Annotated in this window: 21 protein-coding genes and 1 pseudogene; 10 read left to right on the top strand and 12 right to left on the bottom strand. The window is 32.9% G+C overall.

The features are described 5' to 3' along the window. Positions 1 to 25: 25 nt before the first annotated feature. A complete protein-coding gene (locus AOY20_RS06535) occupies positions 26 to 235 on the bottom strand; it encodes a hypothetical protein (RefSeq protein WP_054581115.1) in 210 nt (69 codons plus the stop codon). Positions 236 to 397: 162 nt separating this feature from the next. On the opposite strand from AOY20_RS06535, the gene AOY20_RS06530 reads away from it, so the two are divergent. Together AOY20_RS06530 and AOY20_RS06525 are read left to right on the top strand one after the other, a co-directional pair. After that, positions 398 to 895 (top strand): phosphate-starvation-inducible protein PsiE, encoded by a 498-nt coding sequence (locus AOY20_RS06530; RefSeq protein ID WP_054581114.1) that lies wholly within the window; start codon positions 398 to 400, stop codon positions 893 to 895. A gap of 162 nt (positions 896 to 1,057) precedes the next feature. Beyond that, complete coding sequence (locus AOY20_RS06525) at positions 1,058 to 1,510, top strand: hypothetical protein (RefSeq protein ID WP_054581113.1); 453 nt, start codon at positions 1,058 to 1,060, stop codon at positions 1,508 to 1,510. Between the two features lie 289 nt (positions 1,511 to 1,799). Here the strand turns inward: AOY20_RS06525 and AOY20_RS06520 are convergent, their stop codons facing one another. After that, positions 1,800 to 3,263 carry a phospholipase D family protein gene (locus tag AOY20_RS06520; RefSeq protein WP_054581112.1) on the bottom strand — a complete coding sequence of 488 codons (1,464 nt, stop codon included), beginning with the start codon at positions 3,261 to 3,263 and terminating at the stop codon, positions 1,800 to 1,802. 88 nt (positions 3,264 to 3,351) lie between these two features. After that, positions 3,352 to 5,415 (bottom strand): zinc piracy TonB-dependent receptor ZnuD, encoded by a 2,064-nt coding sequence (znuD, locus tag AOY20_RS06515; protein ID WP_054581111.1) that lies wholly within the window; start codon positions 5,413 to 5,415, stop codon positions 3,352 to 3,354. Between the two features lie 128 nt (positions 5,416 to 5,543). Here znuD and AOY20_RS06510 point away from each other — a divergent pair, with 128 nt between their 5' ends. From AOY20_RS06510 to AOY20_RS06490, 6 genes and pseudogenes are all read left to right on the top strand, one after another. Then, on the top strand, positions 5,544 to 6,350 hold the full coding sequence (locus AOY20_RS06510) for a DUF4184 family protein (protein WP_054581110.1): 807 nt from the start codon (positions 5,544 to 5,546) through the stop codon (positions 6,348 to 6,350). A gap of 148 nt (positions 6,351 to 6,498) precedes the next feature. Continuing rightward, on the top strand, positions 6,499 to 8,283 hold the full coding sequence (aspS, locus tag AOY20_RS06505) for an aspartate--tRNA ligase (protein WP_054581109.1): 1,785 nt from the start codon (positions 6,499 to 6,501) through the stop codon (positions 8,281 to 8,283). A 118-nt stretch (positions 8,284 to 8,401) separates the two neighbouring features. Next, positions 8,402 to 8,620: a hypothetical protein gene (locus AOY20_RS06500; protein ID WP_054581108.1), complete on the top strand. Its 219-nt coding sequence runs from the start codon at positions 8,402 to 8,404 to the stop codon at positions 8,618 to 8,620. Between the two features lie 23 nt (positions 8,621 to 8,643). Next, positions 8,644 to 9,489, top strand: a complete 846-nt coding sequence (locus AOY20_RS06495; protein WP_054581107.1) for a lysophospholipid acyltransferase family protein — start codon at positions 8,644 to 8,646, stop codon at positions 9,487 to 9,489. A 187-nt stretch (positions 9,490 to 9,676) separates the two neighbouring features. Then, a pseudogene (locus AOY20_RS15130) lies at positions 9,677 to 9,772 on the top strand (glycosyltransferase family 32 protein); the annotation flags it as partial. Between the two features lie 9 nt (positions 9,773 to 9,781). Next, positions 9,782 to 10,324: a glycosyl transferase gene (locus tag AOY20_RS06490; protein WP_417855820.1), complete on the top strand. Its 543-nt coding sequence runs from the start codon at positions 9,782 to 9,784 to the stop codon at positions 10,322 to 10,324. Between the two features lie 83 nt (positions 10,325 to 10,407). On the opposite strand, the gene AOY20_RS06485 is transcribed toward AOY20_RS06490, so the two are convergent. Beyond that, on the bottom strand, positions 10,408 to 11,100 hold the full coding sequence (locus AOY20_RS06485) for a glycosyltransferase family 25 protein (protein WP_081403365.1): 693 nt from the start codon (positions 11,098 to 11,100) through the stop codon (positions 10,408 to 10,410). A gap of 102 nt (positions 11,101 to 11,202) precedes the next feature. Between AOY20_RS06485 and AOY20_RS06480 the strand changes: the two genes are divergently transcribed. Further along, entirely contained in the window at positions 11,203 to 12,180 is a 978-nt protein-coding gene (locus tag AOY20_RS06480; RefSeq protein ID WP_054581105.1) for a glycosyltransferase family 2 protein, read from the top strand. A 14-nt stretch (positions 12,181 to 12,194) separates the two neighbouring features. On the opposite strand, the gene AOY20_RS06475 is transcribed toward AOY20_RS06480, so the two are convergent. The 5 genes from AOY20_RS06475 to AOY20_RS06455 are packed head-to-tail and all read right to left on the bottom strand — an operon-like array spanning position 12,195 to position 16,370. After that, on the bottom strand, positions 12,195 to 12,962 hold the full coding sequence (locus AOY20_RS06475) for a glycosyltransferase family 25 protein (protein ID WP_054581104.1): 768 nt from the start codon (positions 12,960 to 12,962) through the stop codon (positions 12,195 to 12,197). Positions 12,963 to 12,993: 31 nt separating this feature from the next. Beyond that, complete coding sequence (locus AOY20_RS06470) at positions 12,994 to 13,794, bottom strand: glycosyltransferase family 25 protein (protein WP_054581103.1); 801 nt, start codon at positions 13,792 to 13,794, stop codon at positions 12,994 to 12,996. Between the two features lie 30 nt (positions 13,795 to 13,824). Next, complete coding sequence (locus AOY20_RS06465; RefSeq protein ID WP_054581102.1) at positions 13,825 to 14,595, bottom strand: glycosyltransferase family 25 protein; 771 nt, start codon at positions 14,593 to 14,595, stop codon at positions 13,825 to 13,827. Continuing rightward, positions 14,595 to 15,587, bottom strand: coding sequence for a Stealth CR1 domain-containing protein (locus AOY20_RS06460; protein ID WP_054581101.1), 993 nt, complete (start codon positions 15,585 to 15,587; stop codon positions 14,595 to 14,597). Before AOY20_RS06460 ends, AOY20_RS06465 begins: the two co-directional genes overlap by 1 nt. Before the next feature lie 18 nt (positions 15,588 to 15,605). Next, entirely contained in the window at positions 15,606 to 16,370 is a 765-nt protein-coding gene (locus AOY20_RS06455; RefSeq protein ID WP_054581100.1) for a hypothetical protein, read from the bottom strand. Positions 16,371 to 16,622: 252 nt separating this feature from the next. Between AOY20_RS06455 and AOY20_RS06450 the strand changes: the two genes are divergently transcribed. Beyond that, on the top strand, positions 16,623 to 17,543 hold the full coding sequence (locus AOY20_RS06450; protein WP_054581099.1) for a PIG-L family deacetylase: 921 nt from the start codon (positions 16,623 to 16,625) through the stop codon (positions 17,541 to 17,543). 77 nt (positions 17,544 to 17,620) lie between these two features. On the opposite strand, the gene AOY20_RS06445 is transcribed toward AOY20_RS06450, so the two are convergent. The 3 genes from AOY20_RS06445 to AOY20_RS06435 form a co-directional block, all read right to left on the bottom strand. Continuing rightward, positions 17,621 to 18,547: a branched-chain amino acid transaminase gene (locus AOY20_RS06445; protein ID WP_054581098.1), complete on the bottom strand. Its 927-nt coding sequence runs from the start codon at positions 18,545 to 18,547 to the stop codon at positions 17,621 to 17,623. 18 nt (positions 18,548 to 18,565) lie between these two features. Beyond that, positions 18,566 to 21,325 carry a bifunctional [glutamate--ammonia ligase]-adenylyl-L-tyrosine phosphorylase/[glutamate--ammonia-ligase] adenylyltransferase gene (gene glnE / locus AOY20_RS06440; protein ID WP_054581097.1) on the bottom strand — a complete coding sequence of 920 codons (2,760 nt, stop codon included), beginning with the start codon at positions 21,323 to 21,325 and terminating at the stop codon, positions 18,566 to 18,568. 105 nt (positions 21,326 to 21,430) lie between these two features. Next, positions 21,431 to 22,666 carry a sensor histidine kinase gene (locus AOY20_RS06435; RefSeq protein WP_054582552.1) on the bottom strand — a complete coding sequence of 412 codons (1,236 nt, stop codon included), beginning with the start codon at positions 22,664 to 22,666 and terminating at the stop codon, positions 21,431 to 21,433. Between the last annotated feature and the right edge of the window lie 63 nt (positions 22,667 to 22,729).

Below are 22,729 nucleotides of genomic sequence, written 5' to 3'. Positions count from 1 at the left end.
ACATTCAGGCGTTTTTATTAAAATATCAAACTTTCTGAATCATTAGTGAATCTACTAACTTTTGTCCCGTCTTCGTTTCTTCATGACGATTAAGAATTTTAATAATTCCATCCGATGCCAATTGATCACATAACTCAACCACATGCTGCATCGTTTTTATTTCTATTCCAGCGCCTAAAATTAATTTTTTCCCTGTTTCTAACATTGCTATTTGTACTTGAATTTTATCTAACATTTTTATTTTCCTATAGTCGTTTAGCCCATCGGTATTTAAATTAGCATAAAAATTCATCTACAACTAAATTTCTTTTGACTATTGATTTCAATTATGTCTGTAATGTGCATGAAAATTGCTTAATATTTTAATAAATAAAGTTTTTTATCAAAGGAGGCGCAAATGGCACATACAGACCCTAAATTAAATAAAATTGAAAAGCTCCTCGATCGTTTTGGAAATATGGCTGTTGAAGGTTTTCATTACATTGCCCTATTTGTGATTGGTTGTATGGTTATTTGGTCTGCAGGACAAACTATTTTTGATATTTTTACCATAAAAAAAGTCGCAACTATTGATGATATTTTATTGCTTTTCATTTACTTAGAATTAGGGGCAATGGTTGGAATTTACTTTAAAACAAATCATATGCCTGTTCGTTTTTTAATATATATTGCGATCACAGCACTTACTCGGCTACTTATTTCAGATATTCAGCATGATCATAAGGCTGATATGGATTTAGTAATTATTACTGGATCTATTCTAATTCTAGCTTTTGCAATTTTAGTTGTTCGTTTTGCATCTTGGAAGTTTCCATCAGTTATACGAGGAAAACATCAAGATAAACCTATTCCTAATGGAAAAACACCACGTCCTGAAGAAGATGAACTTGCTTAAAGAAAATATATTCCAAATACAGCATGTTATAGACATGCTGTAGTTTTCTTAATAAGACAAATAGCATTATTTACTCTTTACGAAATAAAATTACGCGTATTGAAAATCCAAGCCATAATCCCTATATGATAGACTGAATTTATTTAGTACTGGATTTTTATCGTGTCTGATCTTAGCTTTGACCGTTTATACGATTTTTTTTGTAAAGTTCCAAGTGTTCAAAAAAATCATATAGACTCTTATGGTACAGATGGACACCAAGCATGGTGGTTTAAATTTCAAATTAATATTGAACATCCTCTTGCTTGGCAAACCGTACAAGAGTTAGGTCACGTTTTAAATTATATTTCTAAAAATGAACGCTTACCTACGCAATTTTTGCCTGTATCACCACCACCATACATGAATGGTGAAGCAAAACAATTTTTATCTTGGGTGATTCAATGTAATCACGCAGACTTCCCACCTGATGTCGTATGTGATTGGTTAGAAGCACGTTTACCTCAACCAATTGATGATGAATCACAATGGAAAATTAAAACAGATATTAAAGAGTTAGATCAACTTTCAGATAAAGATTTGGATACTCTAGTTCCACCGAATCCACAAGCTTAATTTTACTAGATAAAACCGTAATTAATATTGCGGTTTTATCACCCAACAAATATTTATAACTGAAAAAATTGTAAAACTATTCCTCGTCATTTTCTGTTAGTGACTCTCAATAAGAGTCCCATTCATCCAAAGATTTATCTATATTAATTAAAACAATAATAAAAAAATTGAGTGTTTGAAAAATATCCGTTATTTTTTAATTTTATTCTCTTTTTTGTGATAAAAGTCAATTTTAATATAAATAGAGGTAAATAATAAACAATTTATTATTTACCCTTAATCTTAAAAATTAAAATGTCGATAATCCTGTCCATTCCATAAAACGGTATAACCAATATTTAGACTTAGAATCATCTGCATATTGACGATAATCCACACTCATTTGACGCCCTTCTAAATTAGACCAAGCAGTATTAAAATAGGCCTGAGCATCCGTAAAAACAGTCGCTTGTGAATGACCAATAACACGTAAATCTGTTTCTAAATTATAGTTTTTTAAATTCCGTGCAGTAAAGTTAGCTGATCCTAAAATAAGTTCAGATTTGTCTACATTGTGTTTAATAATCATTTTGCTATGGCATTGTTCACCCTGCGTATTGCACCAACGTACATTAACTCCAGCCTGATGAAGCTCTAAAGCAACTTGTCGATTTGGTATTCCATTTTTTTCACGTCCAAATGCATCCTTATTGGGATCTAACAAAACACGAACATTTACACCGCGTTCTTTTGCAGCAATTAAAGATTTTATAATTTGACGTTCCGACAAATAAAACATTGCCAAGTCAATTTTTTCTTGTGCCTGAGCAGACTCAATTAAATTCAATGTTGCATCTAAAATTGCTTTTTCTGTGAGTACCTGAACTTGAGGTAATTGTGGATCTCCATCAAATTCTCCAATCACAATACCAGAAACATCCCCTTGAGACATTTGTGCAACAACCTGTTCTGATCGAAGAACATCTATAGCTGTGTGACCTTTAACAAGAAGTGCAACATTAGAATGTCTTGAGCTACCATCATGAGGATTCATAGATGAAACTAATGTTTTCCAACCATCAGCAGTATCGACCACTAATGTTTTACGATGATTTGCTTTAAAGTTAAGTAAATTAAGGTAGCTTCTTATTGTGATTTTTCCCTCACCCATTGGGTTTGCTAACCAGCCTTTTTCACTGTTATTTCCTATACCTTGGCAGCAAACATACCAAAAACCTGACCATAACGGATTCGATGCACGTAACGGCGTTAAGTTCGTTTCGATCACATCTATACCAGCCTGACGTAATTTACGATACTGCTCTGGTGCAATACCACCATAAACAGAATTTACAGGATCTGTGATAAATCGAATTTCAATATTAGGATTTAATGTTTTTTTCACAATCAGTGCATCGACTAACTGTTGAGTTAATGGGCGTTGCTTTTGTTGTGAGTCGCCTGTTTCTGCATTAAATAAAAACATATCTAGCACAATTGTACTTTGGGCTTCTTCAATGAGATCAAGAATTTTTTGAAAAATATGCTGATCTAAATGTTGTCGACCTTGCATATCAATATATGTTTGGTCTGATAAAAATTCGACATCAGCATGACGTAATTTTCCTATGTAATTTAGCCCTTCAGGTAATGGTTTATAAACCTGATAAATCACTGAACTGACATAAGTAATCGCCATCAATCCTAAAACAAGCAAAATATAGCGTTTAGGAGACCAATTTAGTTTTTGATAAATTTTTGTAAAAACTCGCATAAGAAAAAACCTAACCTAATGAACTCAGGCTAGGTTTTATTCATATTTTTTTCAAGCTCTTTTCACTTTAATTCATCATGAATTTTGTTTAGAAGCTAAACTCAACACCCATTGTAAAGTTGCGTCCCACTTGTGGAATATTCGCAAGGAATGATGCGTGTTGATACACTTTTTGATCTAATAAGTTATTTGCTTTGAAATAAACACGATACTCATGATCTTTTTTATAATGGTCCGTATATGTAATGCCAAGATTTACCATGTTATATCCTGGTGTGTCATTTTCAAAAGTACTAATATGATCTTGCTTAAATACACGGTAGTACTCAGCAGAGCCAGACCATTGATCAGCAAAGTCTGCATCGACTTTAGTACCTAAACGTCCAGCGGGAACACGTGGTGCATTTTTGCCATCAATTTTCCCACGAACAACATCACCAAATAGGCTTAATTTATAAACATCTGTTAATTGATAGCCAATTTTAGCTTCTGCACCATAAAACTTCGCTTTATCTTGTGTATAGTCAACTAAACGAAAATTTTCATTCTCAACACGTGCTATTGTTGCTGCATAAATATAGTTTTCGTACCAATTTTGATACACATGAACATGATAATCTAATTTATCATGTTCATAATGCAGTCCTAATTCTAAATTATTTGATTTTTCAATATTCAGATTTTCATTACCGCGCTCATAAGTATTTGTCGCTAAATGAACACCATTTGCATATAACTCTTGAGCTTGTGGTAAACGTTGTTGATGTGAGCCAACCAATGACAACTTATAATCTGGCATAAATTCCCAATTCACTGCTGCCGAACCTGAAAAGGCATGTGAATTATTGTCTTTTTGCTTGGAGTCAATTTTTATTTTTTGCTGATCTGCACGTGCACCTAATTCAAAATGAAAATCACCAACTTGCTTATGTTCTAAAGCAAATAAACTCCACTTCTTCGTATCGGCTGGGCTAAATAAAACCTCTGTACCTGTAATATCTATCTTTTGCTGATTATATTGTGTTCCAAAAACACCTTCCCATCCAGCAACCTCATGATGTACAAGCTCTAGACGAGCATCATATCCTTTACTTTTAAATCGGGTTTCAACTGTTTTATCATCAATTTCATCATGTTTATAATCCGTATAACTGACGTGTGCTCTTAATTTACTAAAGCCAGCAAATGGATCATACAATTCTGTACGTAATTCATAACGTTCAGATTTTAAATTCACCCAAGGACCAGCATCGTGATCATGATGTTCATCATGATCATGCCCTTCTTCTTGATGTTCATGCCCACTACAATGCAAACTATTTCCATGCGGATGACATGACTCATATTCATGACTATGACCTGGTAAACCATATTGATCATGACGTTTAGTATATGCCATTCCAACAAAACCACGATCATGAATCCAAGAACCACCTATACTAAATGTTTCACCTTTTGAGAAAGTGTCAGGTACACGACGTTCATAATCTAAATGTCCATCATGCTCTACAACATAATCAGGCGTAATATAATCATTTGCATGCTTTTTAGAGCCTTCCACACGTAAAGCAAACTGGCTACCTAAAGCGACTGTAGCACCACCTGTAGCGACACGCTCATCACTACCTGAGTTATAACGGAATCCAACTTTTCCTTCATGACCATTTTCTGGCATTTCGGTAGGAATTTTATTATCTGTCACATTAACTAAACCACCAACAGTCCCCGCTGCATAAAGCAATGTTGATGGTCCACGAATAATTTCAATTTGTTTAGCCAAAACAGGATCAACAGTTACTGCATGATCTGGTGATAATGATGATACATCGGCAGTTTCCGATGCATGTTGCAATACTTTGACACGTGGTCCATCTTGCCCACGAATAACAGGACGGCTTGACCCCGCACCATATTGATTTGAATAAACACCCACTTCTTCAGATAATGCATCACCAATCGTTGTTGCTCGTCCTGCTAATTGTTTTTGGTCAATAATATGATCTGCGACTGCAAAATCAGCAGCTGTTTGAACCAATGGATGTGCTTGTAATTGAATTGTTTCTAATTGTTTTACATTTGATTCTTCAGCAAAAATACTTGGGGATACCACTGAGAAAATAGTAATAGTGATTAAATTTTTGTGGAAATACATCTGAGTCGCTCAAAGAGGTCAATTTTGAATAAATGATATATTATAACATTTCACATTGAATGCAATATTTTTCTACTGTCATTTAATATTCATATTAAACTCTGCTAAATTAAATTTCTGATCAAAAAATGGCGTTTACTCTTTCTCATTGTATTGTTGCAATTCCGCTCACTAAATTTTTTAAACAACGAATTCCTTTTGCTTCAATCGCAATTGGTAGTATGACACCTGATTTATATCGCTTATTGACCACTCAATCTGGTTTTGTTAGTCATCAATGGACAAGTGTAATTGTTCCAAATTTATTTATTGGGCTACTTTTTTGCTTTCTGTGGTATTACATTTATAAGCCAACGCTCAGTTATATTTTTATTTCAAAATATCCAAAGACAAATCAATCGAATCACCTTATTCGCTTTTTTCTGCTGATTATTGGTCTATTACTGGGATGTATCACTCATTTAATTTGGGATGGGCTAACTCATTTAGATCATCGTACTTTACTGTTTCACACCATACTTTCCCAAGAATTTATTATTTTTAATCAAAGCTATGCTTTACATTTTTTACTACAAATTTTTAGTTCTTTCATTGCATTGCCCGTACTCTTCTATTTTATGTACCAGTATTTTAAAAATTATATGCAACTTAAAATAGAATCTTTGGGATATTTAAAAGCCATTCTTTGTATTTTTATTCTTTCAACCCTTGCAGGATCTCTATATTCTTTTTGCTATATCTTTTACTTAACACCGAACATATTTAATCAAAATGCCTATTACTATTTAGGACGTATACTCAATCTTTTTACTGTCGGTTTTCTTATTTCTAGCACTATATTTTGCTTAATACTTAACCTTTATAGTAATCGAATAATTTTTAAAAAGTTATATTTCCTTATAAAAAATAAAAATTTGAGTAAATTTAATGACTAATTAACCACAATCACACCATCAGTTCGTATCATTTTACAACTAATTGTTGTGACAAAACTCTCAAAGAGGCATAATCCTATATTTACTAAAGGCGGTACGCTGTTTACGTATTCGCTTCCATAACCCATATAGTTGGATTTTTTACGCTATGATGCGAACTCATTACTGCGGTTCTTTAACCGAAGCTCAAATTGATCAAACAGTAACACTATGCGGTTGGATTCACCGTCGCCGTGACCACGGTGGTGTGATTTTCCTAGATATGCGTGACCGTGATGGTCTTGTACAAGTTGTTATCGATCCAGATACTCCTGAAGCATTTGCAACTGCTGACAAATCACGTTCAGAATTCGTATTAAAAATTACAGGTCGTGTGCGTCGTCGTTACGAAGGTACTGAAAACGCGAATATTACAAGTGGTCAAATCGAAGTTCTTGGTAAAGAAATCGAAGTTCTTGCTACTTCTGAAACTCCGCCATTCCCATTGAATGACGAAAATACAAATATTTCTGAAGAAGTACGCTTAAAATATCGTTTCTTAGACATCCGTCGTCCAGAAATGTTAGACCGTCTACGTTTCCGTTCTAAATTAACAAACCTTATTCGTAACTACTTCGAAGAAAATGGTTTCTTAGACGTTGAAACACCTATTTTGACTCGTGCAACTCCTGAAGGTGCACGTGACTATTTAGTCCCAAGTCGTGTATCTAACGGTAGCTTCTACGCTCTTCCACAATCTCCACAATTATTCAAACAATTGTTGATGGTTGGCGGTATTGATCGTTATTACCAGATTGCTAAATGTTTCCGTGATGAAGACTTACGTGCTGACCGTCAGCCTGAATTCACACAAATCGACGTTGAAACATCGTTCATGAGTGACGATGACATCATGGATTTAATGGAAACATTGACTGTTAAGATGTTCAAAGAACTTCTAAACGTTCAATTCGAAAAATTCCCACGTATGACTTATGCTGATGCAATGCGTGATTATGCATCGGATAAGCCAGACTTACGTATTCCTTTGAAACTTGTTGACGTTGCAGACATGATGCAAGACGTTGAGTTCAAAGTATTCGCAGGTCCAGCAAAAGATCCTAAAGGTCGTATTGTTGCTCTTCGTGTTCCTGGTGCTGGTGCTCTTCCTCGTAGTGCTATTGATGAATACACTAAATTCGTTGGCATTTATGGTGCACGCGGCTTAGCTTACATCAAAGTAAATGAGCTTGAAAAAGGCATTGAAGGTCTTCAATCTCCGATCGTTAAATTCATCGAGCCAATCGTACTTGATCTATTAAAACGTGTTGGTGCTGAAAATGGCGATATCGTATTCTTCGGTGCTGATAAAGCTAAAATCGTAAATGATGCGATGGGCGCACTTCGTGTGAAAATCGGTCATGATATGAATCTTTCAACTTGCGAGTGGGCTCCACTTTGGGTTGTTGATTTCCCAATGTTCGAAGAAACTGATGATGGTAAATGGACTTCTGTTCACCACCCATTCACGCTTCCAAAATCAAGCGTCGAAGAAGTGAAGAACAATCCAGGTGCAGCATTGTCTGTAGCTTACGATATGGTATTGAACGGTACTGAAATTGGTGGTGGTTCTCTTCGTATTTTCAATCTTGAAATGCAAAAAGCAATTTTTGAAGCGCTTGGTATTTCTGAAGAAGAAGCTGAAGAGAAATTTAGCTTCTTGTTAAATGCATTAAAATTCGGTGCGCCTCCTCACGGTGGTTTAGCATTCGGTCTTGACCGTCTTGTTATGTTGATGACTGGTGCTTCTTCTATTCGTGATGTGATTGCATTCCCGAAAACGAAGACTGCTGAATGTCCATTAACTCAAGCACCGGCACCAGTTGAAGCAAATCAATTGCGTGACCTAGGTATTCGCTTACGTGAAAAACCAAAAGCTGAATCTCAAGAATAATCTTTAGATTTATATTAAAAAAGCCCTGCTAAACGTAGGGCTTTTTTATTGGATTGTGCATGTAGTCGAGCAATGGCATAATATCTATCTTATTTTTGACTTTGCTGTGAGTCTTTTTATGGCTATGCGTCCTGAAGTTCGTCGTCGTGCAATCGTTTTAATTGTGTTTGCAATCGTGCAATGGATTTTCATGCGTTATATTTTAAATAACGAACTATTCAATTTAACAACTTATAATCGTATTGTAATTTTCTGTGTAAGCAGTTTAGCTGGTGCATTTATTATTTTTGTTGGACTCATTTATATGGTCCTCAAAGGTAATTCTGATAAAGAATAACGCAATCTATTTGAATGAATTCTATGTACTATTTTTTTAAGTTTTTTTCTAAGTTACCATTAGCATTTATTCAGTCTTTTGCAAAACTGGTTGGGGGGTTCTTATATAAAAGTAATTCCTCTGCCAAAAAAACAACATCAGCAAACCTAAAAATTGCCTATCCAAATCTTAATACTGATCAGCATGAAGCACTATTAAAAGTAAACTTACAACATCAATGCATGACGTATGCTGAATCGATCAAAGTATGGGGTTCACCAACACAGTTTTCATTAGAACAAATCAAACAAGTTCATCATGCTGAAATATTTTTTGATGCTCTCAAAAATCCAAATGGAACACTAGCAGCAGTTCCTCACTATGGAAATTGGGAGCTTATGAATGCTTGGGTTAATCAATACACAGCCCCAGTAATCATGTATAAACCGAGTAAAGATAAAGATTTAGATAGATTCATGCTCGAATCTAGACAACGCCTAAATGCAACATTAGTTCCAACTGATGATAGCGGTGTCAGAGCACTATTTAAGCATTTAAAGCATGGTGGTTTCTCTGCAATTCTTCCTGATCATGTTCCTAAAGAATCAGGAGGAATCTATGCATCTTTTTATGGAAAAAATGTTCTTTCACCAACATTACTTTCAAAACTTGCTGCAAAAACACAATGCTCTGTAATTGGAATGTATTGCTTACGTAACCCCGATTTAAACGGATTTGAGCTCCATTTTTGTAAAATTTCAAACGAAATACTCTCCAAAGATTTACAAGTCTCTGTAAATGTATTAAATCAAGATATTGAACAGATGATTAATGTTGCTCCAGAACAATATTTATGGGGTTATAAACGATTTAGAAAACAAAAAGATTAATTCTTATATTATAATTAATTTAAAATTGATTATAAAAAGAGAATATCTTCAAATGATACCTAAAATAATACATTACTGCTGGTTTGGGAATAATGAATTACCACAGCAACAAAAAGATTTTATAAAACAATGGAAAGAAATATGCCCTGATTGGGAAATTAAATTATGAAATGAAAATAATTTTAATATTTCAGAACATCCATTTGCGGCAAGTGCTTATTCAAAACAAAAATATGCTTTTGTATCTGATTATGTACGAACATGGGTTCTATATAAATTTGGCGGTGTATATTTGGATACAGATATAGAGCTAAAGCATAGTTTAAATCCATTTTTAAATTGTGAAGCATTTAGTTGCTTTGAGACAAAGGGGATTGCTTTTACTTCTGCTGTATGGGGAAGCATTAAAGAACACTCTCTAACAGCCAAAATGCTTAACTATTACAATAATAATTCATTTAATATAAATCATGAACCAAATACAATTACAATTACTAAAATTCTAGCAATGGACTATAATATAAATACGCTTGATAATAACAATCAAATTGGTCAAGATGCTAAAAATTCAATTCATATTTATGCATCACATTACTTTTGTTTAGATTTACCTATAAATTATGCCTCCCATCATTTTATTGGATCATGGATAGATAAATCTAAAACATTAAATGTAAAAGATTATATTCATCAGAATTACTACACAGATTTAATATTAAACAAAGAAACAGTCAACAAAAAAGTTTTTTTAAGAAAAACAGCATATATACTTAGTTTTAAAAGTTTAATTCATATTATTCGATATTATATAAAATCAAAATTAATTAAATTTTAACTTTCTTTTCCAAATTTCATAATGCAAATTATAAATTTGAAAAAACAACCTCACTATCTCTCTTTTTATTTTATATTTTAAATTTATATTTTTTTCAATATCGAAATATCTCCCCCCTGTCTCTTAATACGTTCTTTTTGTAAATAACTATTAAAAACTATAGACTCTTTATTATAAATAAAATCTTGCACACATAGTGCTGGAAAAATTTGATAAACATCATTACTTTTAATAAAACATTCAAACATAAAATTTTCTATAGGAAGCATTTTTTTTAAACTTTTTATATAGATAATTAATTTTTTTGCTCCTTCTCTAGAAATAATATAACCTGCAGTTCCAAGATGTCGGTTTTTCAAAATCTGTAAATGAAAATTATTTTTTAGTTTAATTTTAGAAAAAAACTTAATCATTACATCATCATCAAAAAGCTCAACTTTAATCAAATCAATACCTTGGTCAATCCAATTATAGCTTTTCAAAAATAAATGAGCAGATGAAGACAAATAGACATCATCTTCAAAAATTGTAAAATAACTTTCATTAGATTCTAAAAGTTTTACCCATAAAGAAACATGACTTAATAAACAACCAATTTCACCTTTTGTTAAATCATTTTGTGAAATAGATAAGTTCAGTTGATCTTGTACATTAACTATTTGCAATGGATCTATGGCATTAAAAAAATTAAATTGAATATTTTGCCCACAAAACTGCTCCTCAATATGTTTTCTTCTATCCACTTCATCTATCAGACTTATTATATGAATACTCATTGACTTACCCACAATATATAATATATTCTTCTTATAAACATAAAGATTATATAATATGTTTATTAAAATTTATAATACTAATTTCAAACAAGGTAAAATCCAATGATTAATTTAAGCATTATCATTCCTATATACAATGCTGAAAATTACTTAATGGACTGTCTAAACAGTATTAAAAATCAAATTAATCAGAATATTGAAGTTATTTTAATTAATGATGGTTCAACAGATAAATCACTTGAAATATTGGATATTTTTTTCAAAACATTAACCCCCGAAGAGATTAATAACTTTACACTTATAAATAAAAAAAATAGTGGTGTAAGTCATACGAGAAACAAAGGAATAAAAATATCAAAAGGTGATTATATTACATTCATTGATTCTGATGATTTTATATCCCCAGAGTATATTAAAAAAATATTTCATGCCATCTACAAAAACCCTGATTTAATTCAAATTAATGCTTACTGCATTTTTGAAAACTCCCCTTCAAAAAACTACATATTAAATACACACAACTTAAATGGTCTACATACACTCAACAATGAATTAAAAGGTTTAATTTTTAATGAAAACAGCTGGTTTTCTTGGATTAGAATTTTCAAAAGAGAGCTATTTAATAATATTTTATTTCCTGAAAAAATTTCACATTTTGAAGATGCCTATATTATTGCTGAAATAATAAATAATTCAAAATATATATATATGATTTCAGATTGCCTTTATAATTATAGGATAATAAACTCAAGTGCAACTCGAACTAAAGATTTTAAAACAAAAGAAAAATTATTACTTAGCTCTGAAAAAATAATTGAAAAACTTATTATCCTCTATTCAAAAAATATTATTTTTGGTATTCCATTAATTCATTTTTTTAATATTTATATTAATGAAACAAAAAAATATAAACAGGATTTAAAAAAAGAAAATTGGGGGAAATTTTCAGCTAGAATTGATAACTTAAAAATCCCCCCAAAAATTATTAAAAATAATAATGAGCGCTTTTTAGTTTACTTTTTAAAATTCGGTCTATTTGGGCATTATTTAGCAAAAAAACTTTCAAAATTTATAAAATAAAAGAAATAAAGCTTTTACTTGAACTTTATTTCCTTACTTGAAAATGCGTACTGAATTTGAGTAAGGATTCGTTGTATTTCCACTCTAACTTTTTCCCAGCCTTTCTTCTTGAATTTTTTCATCCTTTGCTTGCGTTCAAGAAGCAAATTACTTGGCAAAACTGATGCTTTCTCGGGATACAAAATCATTTCCTGTATACATAAACCTGGTGACATTTGATATATGTCTAATAATCTCTCTTTGACAAAAACATCAAACATTAGTTCATCTAAAGGAATTAGAGGTCGACGTTTAATATAATCTAGGTAAGCTTGTGCACCTTGTAAAGACAAAATATAGCCTGCCGTCCCTAAATGTTTGTCCTTCAATAACTGTACTTCCCTGATTGTATTTGGTATTTTTATTGGGCTATCCATCATCACTTTGGGTGAAAATGCTTCTATTTTAATAATATTCCATCCTGAATGAATCCACTCATCACTATTTAAAATAGCTGCGGCATCTTCACCTAAAAATACATCATCTTCAAAAATAGCCATATATGGAATATTTTCATCAACCATTTTTTGCCATAGTGCAACATGACTCATAAAACAAGCTAATTCACCTGAAGTTAAACGTTCTGACTGAATATTTAAGTTCATTTTTTCAGCTAATGGCTGAGCTAATTTAGGAGTTAATGCACTAAAAAATGTGTAATTAATGTTCTGCTTTTCAAATTCACCTTGAATATGAGCTCTGCGTTCTATTGCCGTTTCTAAGCTAATAACCATACTTTGCATATTAATTTACAGAATTCCCAACAGTCTTCAATTATTGATTAAATCTTGATGAATCGACAAAAATCTCTCTCTTCACCCCTTTAAATAGGACTTTTAAATAATAAATACCTAACCGAAGTTGAGTCATAATTCGATTATATTTAAAATTAATTTTTTGTGACAAGGTGAGTTCAAAATTGACTACATTCTTTACCTGTCCAATCACAGATCCCATATTTATATCCGTTTGAACATTATATACTGGACATTTATCACTTTGTAATAATACTGCAGGTTCAATTTGATAGGCATTTAACAAATGACAACTATAGATAAATTCATCTGCTAAGCCTATTGCACGCTGATTCATAAAAGATAATAACTTTTGAGCACCTTGAGGATATAAAATATACCCACCCGTACCGCTACGATCTAAATATAATTCAAATAATCTATAATCTTTTAGCGAATAAGAAGGCTGTTTTGATATTATTTTTCTACGACCATGAGCCTCTAAATTAATAAAATCTACAGGTATTTTTATACTTTCTATTTGCTGTAAAAGTATTGAAAAATCAGAAACTAAAACCGCATCATCTTCTAAAATTACACAAGGCTCATTTTGTTCAATCACATACTTCCAAGCACGTTGATGACTTAAAAAGCATGCTAGCTCTGACTGCTTCATTAGTCTTTGACCATTAAATGCTAAATCTAAATATTCTGATTCAGTAAAATCTTGAATCGTTGTTGCTGAAAACCGATTAAATTTCAAACCAAGACGTTTAAATTGCTTTTTTTGTTCTTCTAGTCGATCTTTTGAAGAATCTAAATTAATCAGTAAAATTTTCACGTGTTTTCAGCTCTATATATCAAAGAAAAGTTATTTATCTTTAACAAGGTTCTTAAATGCATAAAAACGATCACGCCACATGCGTGTTTGCTTTTTCAAGCCATACCCAATCTTTCGTCCTGATTTATCATTCCGACGGATACTTTGTGTTGCATTCGCACCATCAATATCGCTATCAGAACCATTTGGTCTTACTAATGGTGGCCAAATCGATAAACCTTTACCATTTTTTGCAAGCCAAGACTGTGCCAAATTATCGACAGGCATATACATTTCATGTGCAGCATAGTCATAAAATGCTTGTGCACCTTGCTTTGACCAAATCATGCCAATAAAACGAATTGGATAATAATATGCCTTTACAAGATCGCGTCCGGCATAATTAAAAATTGATTTAGAAAGCTTATTTTTTTTTGCTCCTAGATTCATTGCATACCAATCAATCTCTGGATGTTGGTATAACCAATTCAACATTCCATCGATTGTTGTTTTAAATTGTTCATCAATGATTTCAATATCATCTTCTAAGACAACTAAATAATCTGCATCTGTCTTTAGAAATTTTTCTACACAACCTAAATGACTTTTGTAACAACCTAATTCTGAACTAATTAAACTTCGTCCCATAACGTCATTTGCTTTCACATCGTTATATTCTTTAAAGTCAGATAGTGGCTTACCACGTCCATCATAAGCAGCGAAACGTTCAAATTGAAAATTCTGCGCAGCTAATTGTTTCGTTGCTGTTTCTAATCGCGCATGACTTCCATCAAGATTAATTAGATATGCTTCTACTTTCATTATGCTGCTCCAAATTGAATTGCTTTTGGTAAATAATCATTAAATTTTTTTATCATTGCTTGACGTACAATATTTTGATCTTGTTCTGTCATTAAATCTAAGCTTTGAATACAGCCATATTTTATCGTTTCATCCTGTAATTCTTGTACAAATACACCCACATCACCATTCGGTTTAATATATGCAATATGAATATCTGGTTTCAAAATTGCCTTATTTTGTTGAATTGCTAAATGATTCGCTAGAGCAGTTGGTAAAAACTGATCGATATGTCTAAATTTATGACTAAGCTGTGACTTTAGAACATCTAAATTATTCTGAAAGTATATTTTTAGTAAATCTGTTTTTACAAAATGAGGGCGATGATCGAGTGCATAATATTGATTTAAACCAACTAAATCTGCACTTAGCATCTGTGCAATGGTAAATCGTGGTTGTAACTTTTTATGACTAATTGTATTCATCCATTTACGGAATTTATACTTTGCTTTAATTAAAGCTGTTTTTTCCCAATGCCCATACACCATCACCTGATCATTCTCAAAACAATCAGATGATTTAACAATCCCATTAAAAAAAACATCATCGTTTAGATATATAAATTCAGAAGAAAGATTTGGAATATTCCACAATAGTGCCTCAATCGTTAAGGAATTAAATGTTGGTAAATATTCATCATATCCTTTAAATAAAACCTGATGATCAATCACCTGAATTTTATCTGCTGAACAAATATTTTCTTCAACAAACCTAGATAGAAATTCTGGTTCCTGTTGATCCGTAACTAAATAAACTTTTCCACTTTGTGGCATATATTTTAAAACAGAAGCAATTGCAAAATAAATTTCATCATTACTTGCAAATCGCGTTGAGCTTGTTGCATCTGAAGCAGCATCATCAGTTAAATATTGTTGACGCTTTTTCTGCAAATTTTGGTCACTACCATCTACCCATGTGATGACAACATCAATGGTTTTATTTAAATCTTTCATGTAATGTATCTCTAAACTTTATTGCCAAGCATCCTTAATCCATTCTGAAGGCAATACATAGCGATACCATTTTCCTCCGCCACCATTAATTGCATCAGGTGGATTAATCTCTCCATGGAAGATAATAATTTTGACATCTTTAGGTTTTACAGGCGGCTTGAAATAAGCCAGTGGAATTTTCTGTAGGCAATGATATTTATAGCTTTTACACCAACTATCTGGCCAATATTGTAATTTTTTCTCTTGATCTACATACCAAGATAAATATGCTTGCTCATTACGGAATTTTTCACGGATCTCATCAAAATGATCACGAAAATATGGCATAAGCCCCGGGAATTCACCTAATTTAAAGCGATAAACTGAACTATTTCCAGTAATACGCCATGGTCGCTTCCAATCATGAATAATGAGGAAATCACCTGGATGCGTAAAAAAGCTATCAATATTATCAACAATAACAACATCTAAATCTAGAAATAATGCATTTCCTTTTAAACCATATAAGTCTGGTTCAAATGTAGATAACTTATTCCAACCACGCTCAGGGCTACCTTCCGGCAATGCTAATGGTGGAATAGGAAAACATTTAACAGCAGGATTAATTCCTTCTGTACGATCTGTTAAACACACCATTGTAAAATCTACAGTCGTATGGCGTTTGACCATATTATAAAGTCGATTAACATACTCAGCCCCGTATTTTGTCCCCCATTTCATACATAGGACTATATTTTGTGATTCATCGCTCATAGAATCTGGCTGAATACTTTCGTTATTCATAATGACTCGACCTTTAATTTCTTTTTTCTATAATACACAATAACCTATAATTCGTCATGCCATTCACAAGCAACAACGCCTATAAATACAATTAATAAATTAAATTTAAAGACTTTTAATCCTATTCTTTAAAAAAAAGAAAATTCTTGTAAATATAGTTATTTTATTCAGCCTATTTTTTAAATATATTTTTCTATAAGATAACTCATCATTCATCATATGATTGCCATTGGCAGATTTGGATATCATCAAATGAAAAACTTTTTCCTGTTCTTTTTCCGTTATATTTTTACATTAGGATATCGAACATCATCTTCTCAATCTATTCAAAAACAAAATCATATTGAACCGACACCATTAACAAATTTTAAAAGTTCATTTTTTATTGTTGCCCATCCAGATGATATTGAATTATTTATGGGTCGCGAAGCTCGACATCAAATTTTAGAACAACCCAATACAAAAAAAATCTTCATTGTTCTTTCTGCTGGAGATGCAAATAGAAAAAATCGTAAAAAGATTTTCCGAGAAATCACATGGTGGAAAGCACGAGAACAAGCACATACACTTTCTATTTCATATTGGAATAATAATCGAGATCCAGCAATTGAAAGTGAAATTAGCATCAATCAAAGAAAAATTACTAAAATTACTTTAGGTTCTTCCATTGTTTTATATAACTTTCGTTTAACAGATGCCGATAAAACAACATCTTTAGATGATTTACTTAATCAGACAAGCGAAAAAATTTATGATTTAGCTCATCATCAAGCTTATACAAAACAAGATATCCAAAATTCATTGTTAGAATTAATTGAACATGAAAATCAAGGTGCAATCAGTTCTTCATTTTATATTATGGATGAAAGTTATGATCGTAACCCTGGTGACCATAAAGATCACAAAGCGACATCGACTATATTTAGAGAAATTTATCCTAAAATTTCAATAAATGAAAAGTCTTTACATGGCTATCTCACCTATTTTGTCAAAGATAAAGAAGTTAATTTGGAAGGTGAAGATAAACACGTAAGCTTTGAAACTTGGCGTATTATTGCTGATGAACTTGAGCGCAATGGCTACAAACGTAATGATGATCCACATCATATGCAATGGGTAGGTAAAGAATATAAAGCATATGACATCAAAGTAATTGACGAGAAAGACTTATAGTTATAAAAAATTAGTTTACTCATTAAAGCCCATAAAAAAAGCATTGCGAGAAGCAATGCTTTTTTCTTAGGAAAAACTTATTTTACATAAGTTAACCAGTGAGCATATTTCGGATCTTTACCCTGAACAGCATCAAAATAAGCTTTTTGAATTGCTGTCGTGATTGGACCACGAACACCTTCACCAATTTGACGATCATCATATTCACGAATTGGTGTTACTTCCGCAGCAGTACCTGTAAAGAATGCTTCATCTGCAATGTAGAATTCATCACGAGTAATACGGCGTTCAACCACTTCATAACCAAGATCTTTGGCAATTGTGATAATCGTTTGACGTGTAATACCATCAAGCGCACCACCAGCGATATCTGGAGTATGAATTACACCATCACGTACTAAGAATACGTTTTCGCCCGAACCTTGGCACACATAACCTTGTGGGTCTAATAACATTGCTTCATCATAACCTGCATGCGCAACTTCTTGGTGTGCAAGAATAGATAAAGTGTAGTTACCAGATGCTTTCGCTTTACACATCGTCACATTTGGATGATGGTGTGTAAATGAAGAGGTTTTAACACGAATACCCTTTGCCATTGCCTCTTCACCAAGGTAAGCACCCCAGCTCCATGCAGCAACAACTGCATGAATAGTATTGTCAGTAGCCGCAATACCTAATTTTTCTGAACCAATGAAAATAATTGGACGTAAATAGCAAGATGCTAATTTATTTTCACGTACAACATCGATTTGCGCTTGTTCTAATGCTGCATGATCAAATGGAACTTTCATTTGATAAATTTTTGCAGAATTTAATAAACGTTTTGTATGTTCTTTTAAACGGAAAATCGCCGTTCCATTCGGAGTTTCGTAAGCACGGACACCCTCAAACACACCCATACTATAGTGTAAAGTATGTGTTAATACGTGAGTTTTAGCCTCACGCCAATCAACTAATTGTCCATCTTGCCAAATAAAACCATCACGATCAGCCAAATTCATGACCTAAACTCCAATTTTTTATACACAGTCATTTCTATCCAAGGCAAACATTGCACTTGGATCTATTAATCTTTGCCATAACTTGCAAACGACCTCTCGGGTATCGTGCCAGTCCGAAGCAGTCACTTGCATGGATTGATTTGCAAGGGCTAAACGGTGGCTCTCGGCTCGTTCACTAAGATAAGCTTGAATCAATGCTGTCGCGTCGCTGCTTGATAAGCAATTTGCTTTTGCGGCATCCTCAAGGATTCGTACGTTGTCGGAGTAATGGGCGAGATCAGGATTCGACCCACTCCATGCCAATACTGCATACTGTGCCATAAATTCGATATCAACGATACCACCTGCATCCTGTTTTAAATGAAAAATTCCCTCTTTTTTCTGTTCTTTCGATGAACCGAGGTGATCTTTCATTTTTTGACGCATTTTTAAGACTTCTTCTCGAACAAATTTTTCATCTCTTGTTAAAGTCAAAATACTACAGCGTAATTCTTCAAATTTCTGGCGTAAACTTTGCTCACCAGCAATTGGTCTTGCTCGAACTAATGCTTGATGCTCCCACATCCATGCACTTTTTAATTGATATTGTTCAAATGCTTTTAGACTCGTTACCAATAATCCAGCTTCACCTGATGGTCTTAAACGTGTGTCAATTTCATAGACACGACCATCTAAAGTTTGTGTCGTCATTAAAGACATAAATTTTTGAGCAACACGCATTGCAAATTCAAATCCACTAATTTGCTTTTGACCATCTGTATCGGCTTGCTCATCCATATAATGAATAAACACGAGATCTAAATCTGAACCGTATCCTAGTTCAATCCCCCCCACTTTCCCATAACCAATAACAGTAAAAGCCGTATGATCTAAAGAGCATCTTAGACCATCTGCATCTAATGGAAAGCCATGTTTTTTTGCAGTCATTTCATAAGCTAAATGTAATGCTGCCTGAACTGAAACTTCAGCAATATCCGTCAACGCATCAGAAACTTTCATTAACGGGCTTTCTGCTAAAACATCACTTGCAGCAACCGTCAGTACATTCGATTTTTTAAATAAACGGAGTACACGTAACTGATCTTCTACCTGATCAATTTCAATACGTAATAATTGTTGACGTAATGAATCTTCCAAATCTTGTCGTTTAGGTAATTCAAAATCCATCGACAAGAATTCATCAAGCAGCACTGGATAATGAGTAAGTTCCTCACAAATCCAAGGACTTACTGTTGCCATTTTGACTAATCGTTGTAATGCACCTTTGCTTTCAATCAGCATAACCAAATAAACAGTTCTTCGCATTACCGACTCAACCAAAGGCATTAAGCGAACTAAAGCTGTTTGCGGTTTATCTGATTGTAAAATTGCTTCAATTAAATGTGGCCAAAACATTTTTAACCGCTGAACGGCTTTGGCAGGTAATTTTTTTAATGCATGTCCATGCCAAAATTCATAGACTAAGTTTTTTGCATTTTCATCTAAAATTTCATTTAATTGTTTTTCTAATTGAGAAAAACTTTCGATTAAAGGATCTGCTTCCTTTTCCTTAATTAAATGCTCAAATTGATAAGTTACTTTTGCTCTTTTATCATTTAAAACATCTAAAAATGCTTCCCATGAAGAATACCCTAATGTATCAATCATTCTTTGACGTAAATCTGGCTCAGTAGGTAAAGACTGAGTCTGTTGATCATTTAAAGCCTGAATAGCATGTTCAATACGTCGTAAAAATAAATAAGCATCTTCTAATTCAATCACTGCTTTTTGGTCTAATAATTCAGCTTCACCCAAATGATGCAAGCTCACCAAACATTTACGATCTTGTAACTCTAACTTTGAACCACCATAAATAAGCTGAAACACTTGAACAATAAATTCAACTTCGCGAATACCACCTGCGCCTAACTTAATATCATCTTCAATATTACGGCGTAGAACCTCTCTCTCAATCATCGCTTTCATTTCACGCATAGCTTCAAAAGCGGTGTAATCGACATATTTTCTAAATACAAATGGACGTGTCATTTGTAATAATTCTTGCCCTTCTTTTCCACCCGTCACAATACGAGCTTTGATCCAAGCATAACGCTCCCACTCACGACCATGCTGACTTAAATACTTTTCTAAAGCACCATGACTAATTGCTAGAGCTGATCCATCTCCCCAAGGACGTAAACGCATATCTACACGAAAAACAAAACCATCTGCTGTAATATGATCCAATAAGTAAATTAATTTTTGTCCCCAAAAAATACAAAATTGTTGAACATCAATACACTTACGACCATTGGTTTCACCTTGTTCATCAAAGGCAAATATTAAATCTATATCACTTGATAAATTAAGTTCTTGTGCACCATGCTTCCCCATAGCAATCACAATTAAATCCTGTACTTTCCCACCATAACCAATAGGCTCACCATATTTAGCAACCAATGGTCGATAAGCAAACTCTTTTGCTGCGCTTACAGCTAAATCTGCAAAGTCAGATAATTCTTGCGTCAACTGAATCACATTCGTCAATTGATTCGAATCCTGCCAAATCCAGCGAAACATGAGACGTGCTCTTAGAATTCGAATAGCACTCATCCATTGCATTTCATCTGTAATATGAGCCACTTCAGATGTAATTATTTCTTTTAAATCTGTTTTACTTAATGAGCTAAAAAATTGGTCTCGTTGGTAATCTTGCTCTAATAAAGATTTATGCTTTTCTAGTACTTGTTCAGCATATTGACTAGCAACTAAAGTTTTATGCAAATGGTCTAAATTCATTTTCAACGCCTAAAGCATGACATTTTGATTATTTCCCTAGTTATAACAGCTCAATTTAAACTTGTGGAAAAAAATATTACTGCGACCTTGAATCTTTAAATCCACTCAACTACTTTTATGTAGACTTTTTTCCTTAGGTAAGCCAACTTTAAAGATAGTTCCTTCACCTTCCTTAGATATAACTGAAATTGAACCCAAATTTAAATCAACAAACCTCTTGCATAAAACTAACCCAAGACCAGCCCCCTTTTCCCCACTTGTACCATGAACACTGAAAGTTATTTTAGGTTCAAAGAGGGTAGAAATTTGTAACTGTGACATTCCAAGACCTGTATCATGAATATAAACATAGACTTGTTCATCATCCTGCTCAGTTCGTAAAATAACCTTTCCAGAACCATCAATTGGAGTAAACTTCAAAGCATTTGATACCAAATTTTGAATGACAGATGTAATCATATTAATATCTGCATAAACTTTTGTATTTTCTTGAATATCATTAATTAATTTAATATTTTTCTTAACTGCAAATCCGCCTAATACATTCACGACAATCTGACCAGTTTGTGCTAAATCAAAATTGATTGGATGACAAACAAAACGCCCACCCTCAGCCATTGCCCAATTTAACAAGCTTTCTAATAGATTATAAGTTGACTGAGCTGTATCAAAAAGATAATTTGCAATTTCTTCTATATGTCCATCATCTAACTCTTCTCGCTCTCGTGCTAGAACTTCTGAAAACCCTAATAAACCATGAAATGGTGCTCTTAAATCATGTGCAATCACTTGAAAAAATTTTGTTTTACTAAAGTTTAAAGCAGATTCTTGCTCATAGATTTCTTTGAGTAATGCATTTTCTTTTTGTAAACTCAAAATACTTAATAAGCTTTGAACAAATCCAATGATGGCATTCAATTTCCGATGAACATAAGGTTCACTTTTATCATCAAAAAAAACAGCATATCCAACTGTTTCACCTTCATTTTTCAAATCAATAGCGATAAAACGCTGATGTTCTATGCCTAATGTTCTTAAAAAAACAGATGTTGTTTGATAGTTTGGATGAGAAATATCAATATATTGTTGATCTAGAAAAAAATCACTAAAGCCTTTTTGAGAATGTGTTGTAAAAGCATGACACGCATCTTCTGAAAAATGCCACCCATATGGCTCACTTTCAAAGACCCAAAATCCTTTATCTGCCCCCAGAATTTCACACGCAAATTTTAGAAAGTCTGCAATACGATTATCTTGAGAATGCACCCCCAATAATAACGAACGCTCGCATACCCCTAATTGCTCTGTTTCTGCGCCAATTTCAAGTAATTCTAATTTCATAACGCCCTCGTTTTTTAATGCAGAATATACAGGGTGTTTACATTGTAAAATTACATTAAAATT

This window comes from Acinetobacter equi, from assembly GCF_001307195.1.
GTDB classification, from domain to species: domain Bacteria; phylum Pseudomonadota; class Gammaproteobacteria; order Pseudomonadales; family Moraxellaceae; genus Acinetobacter; species Acinetobacter equi.
This window is presented reverse-complemented; position numbering and strand designations above follow the sequence as displayed.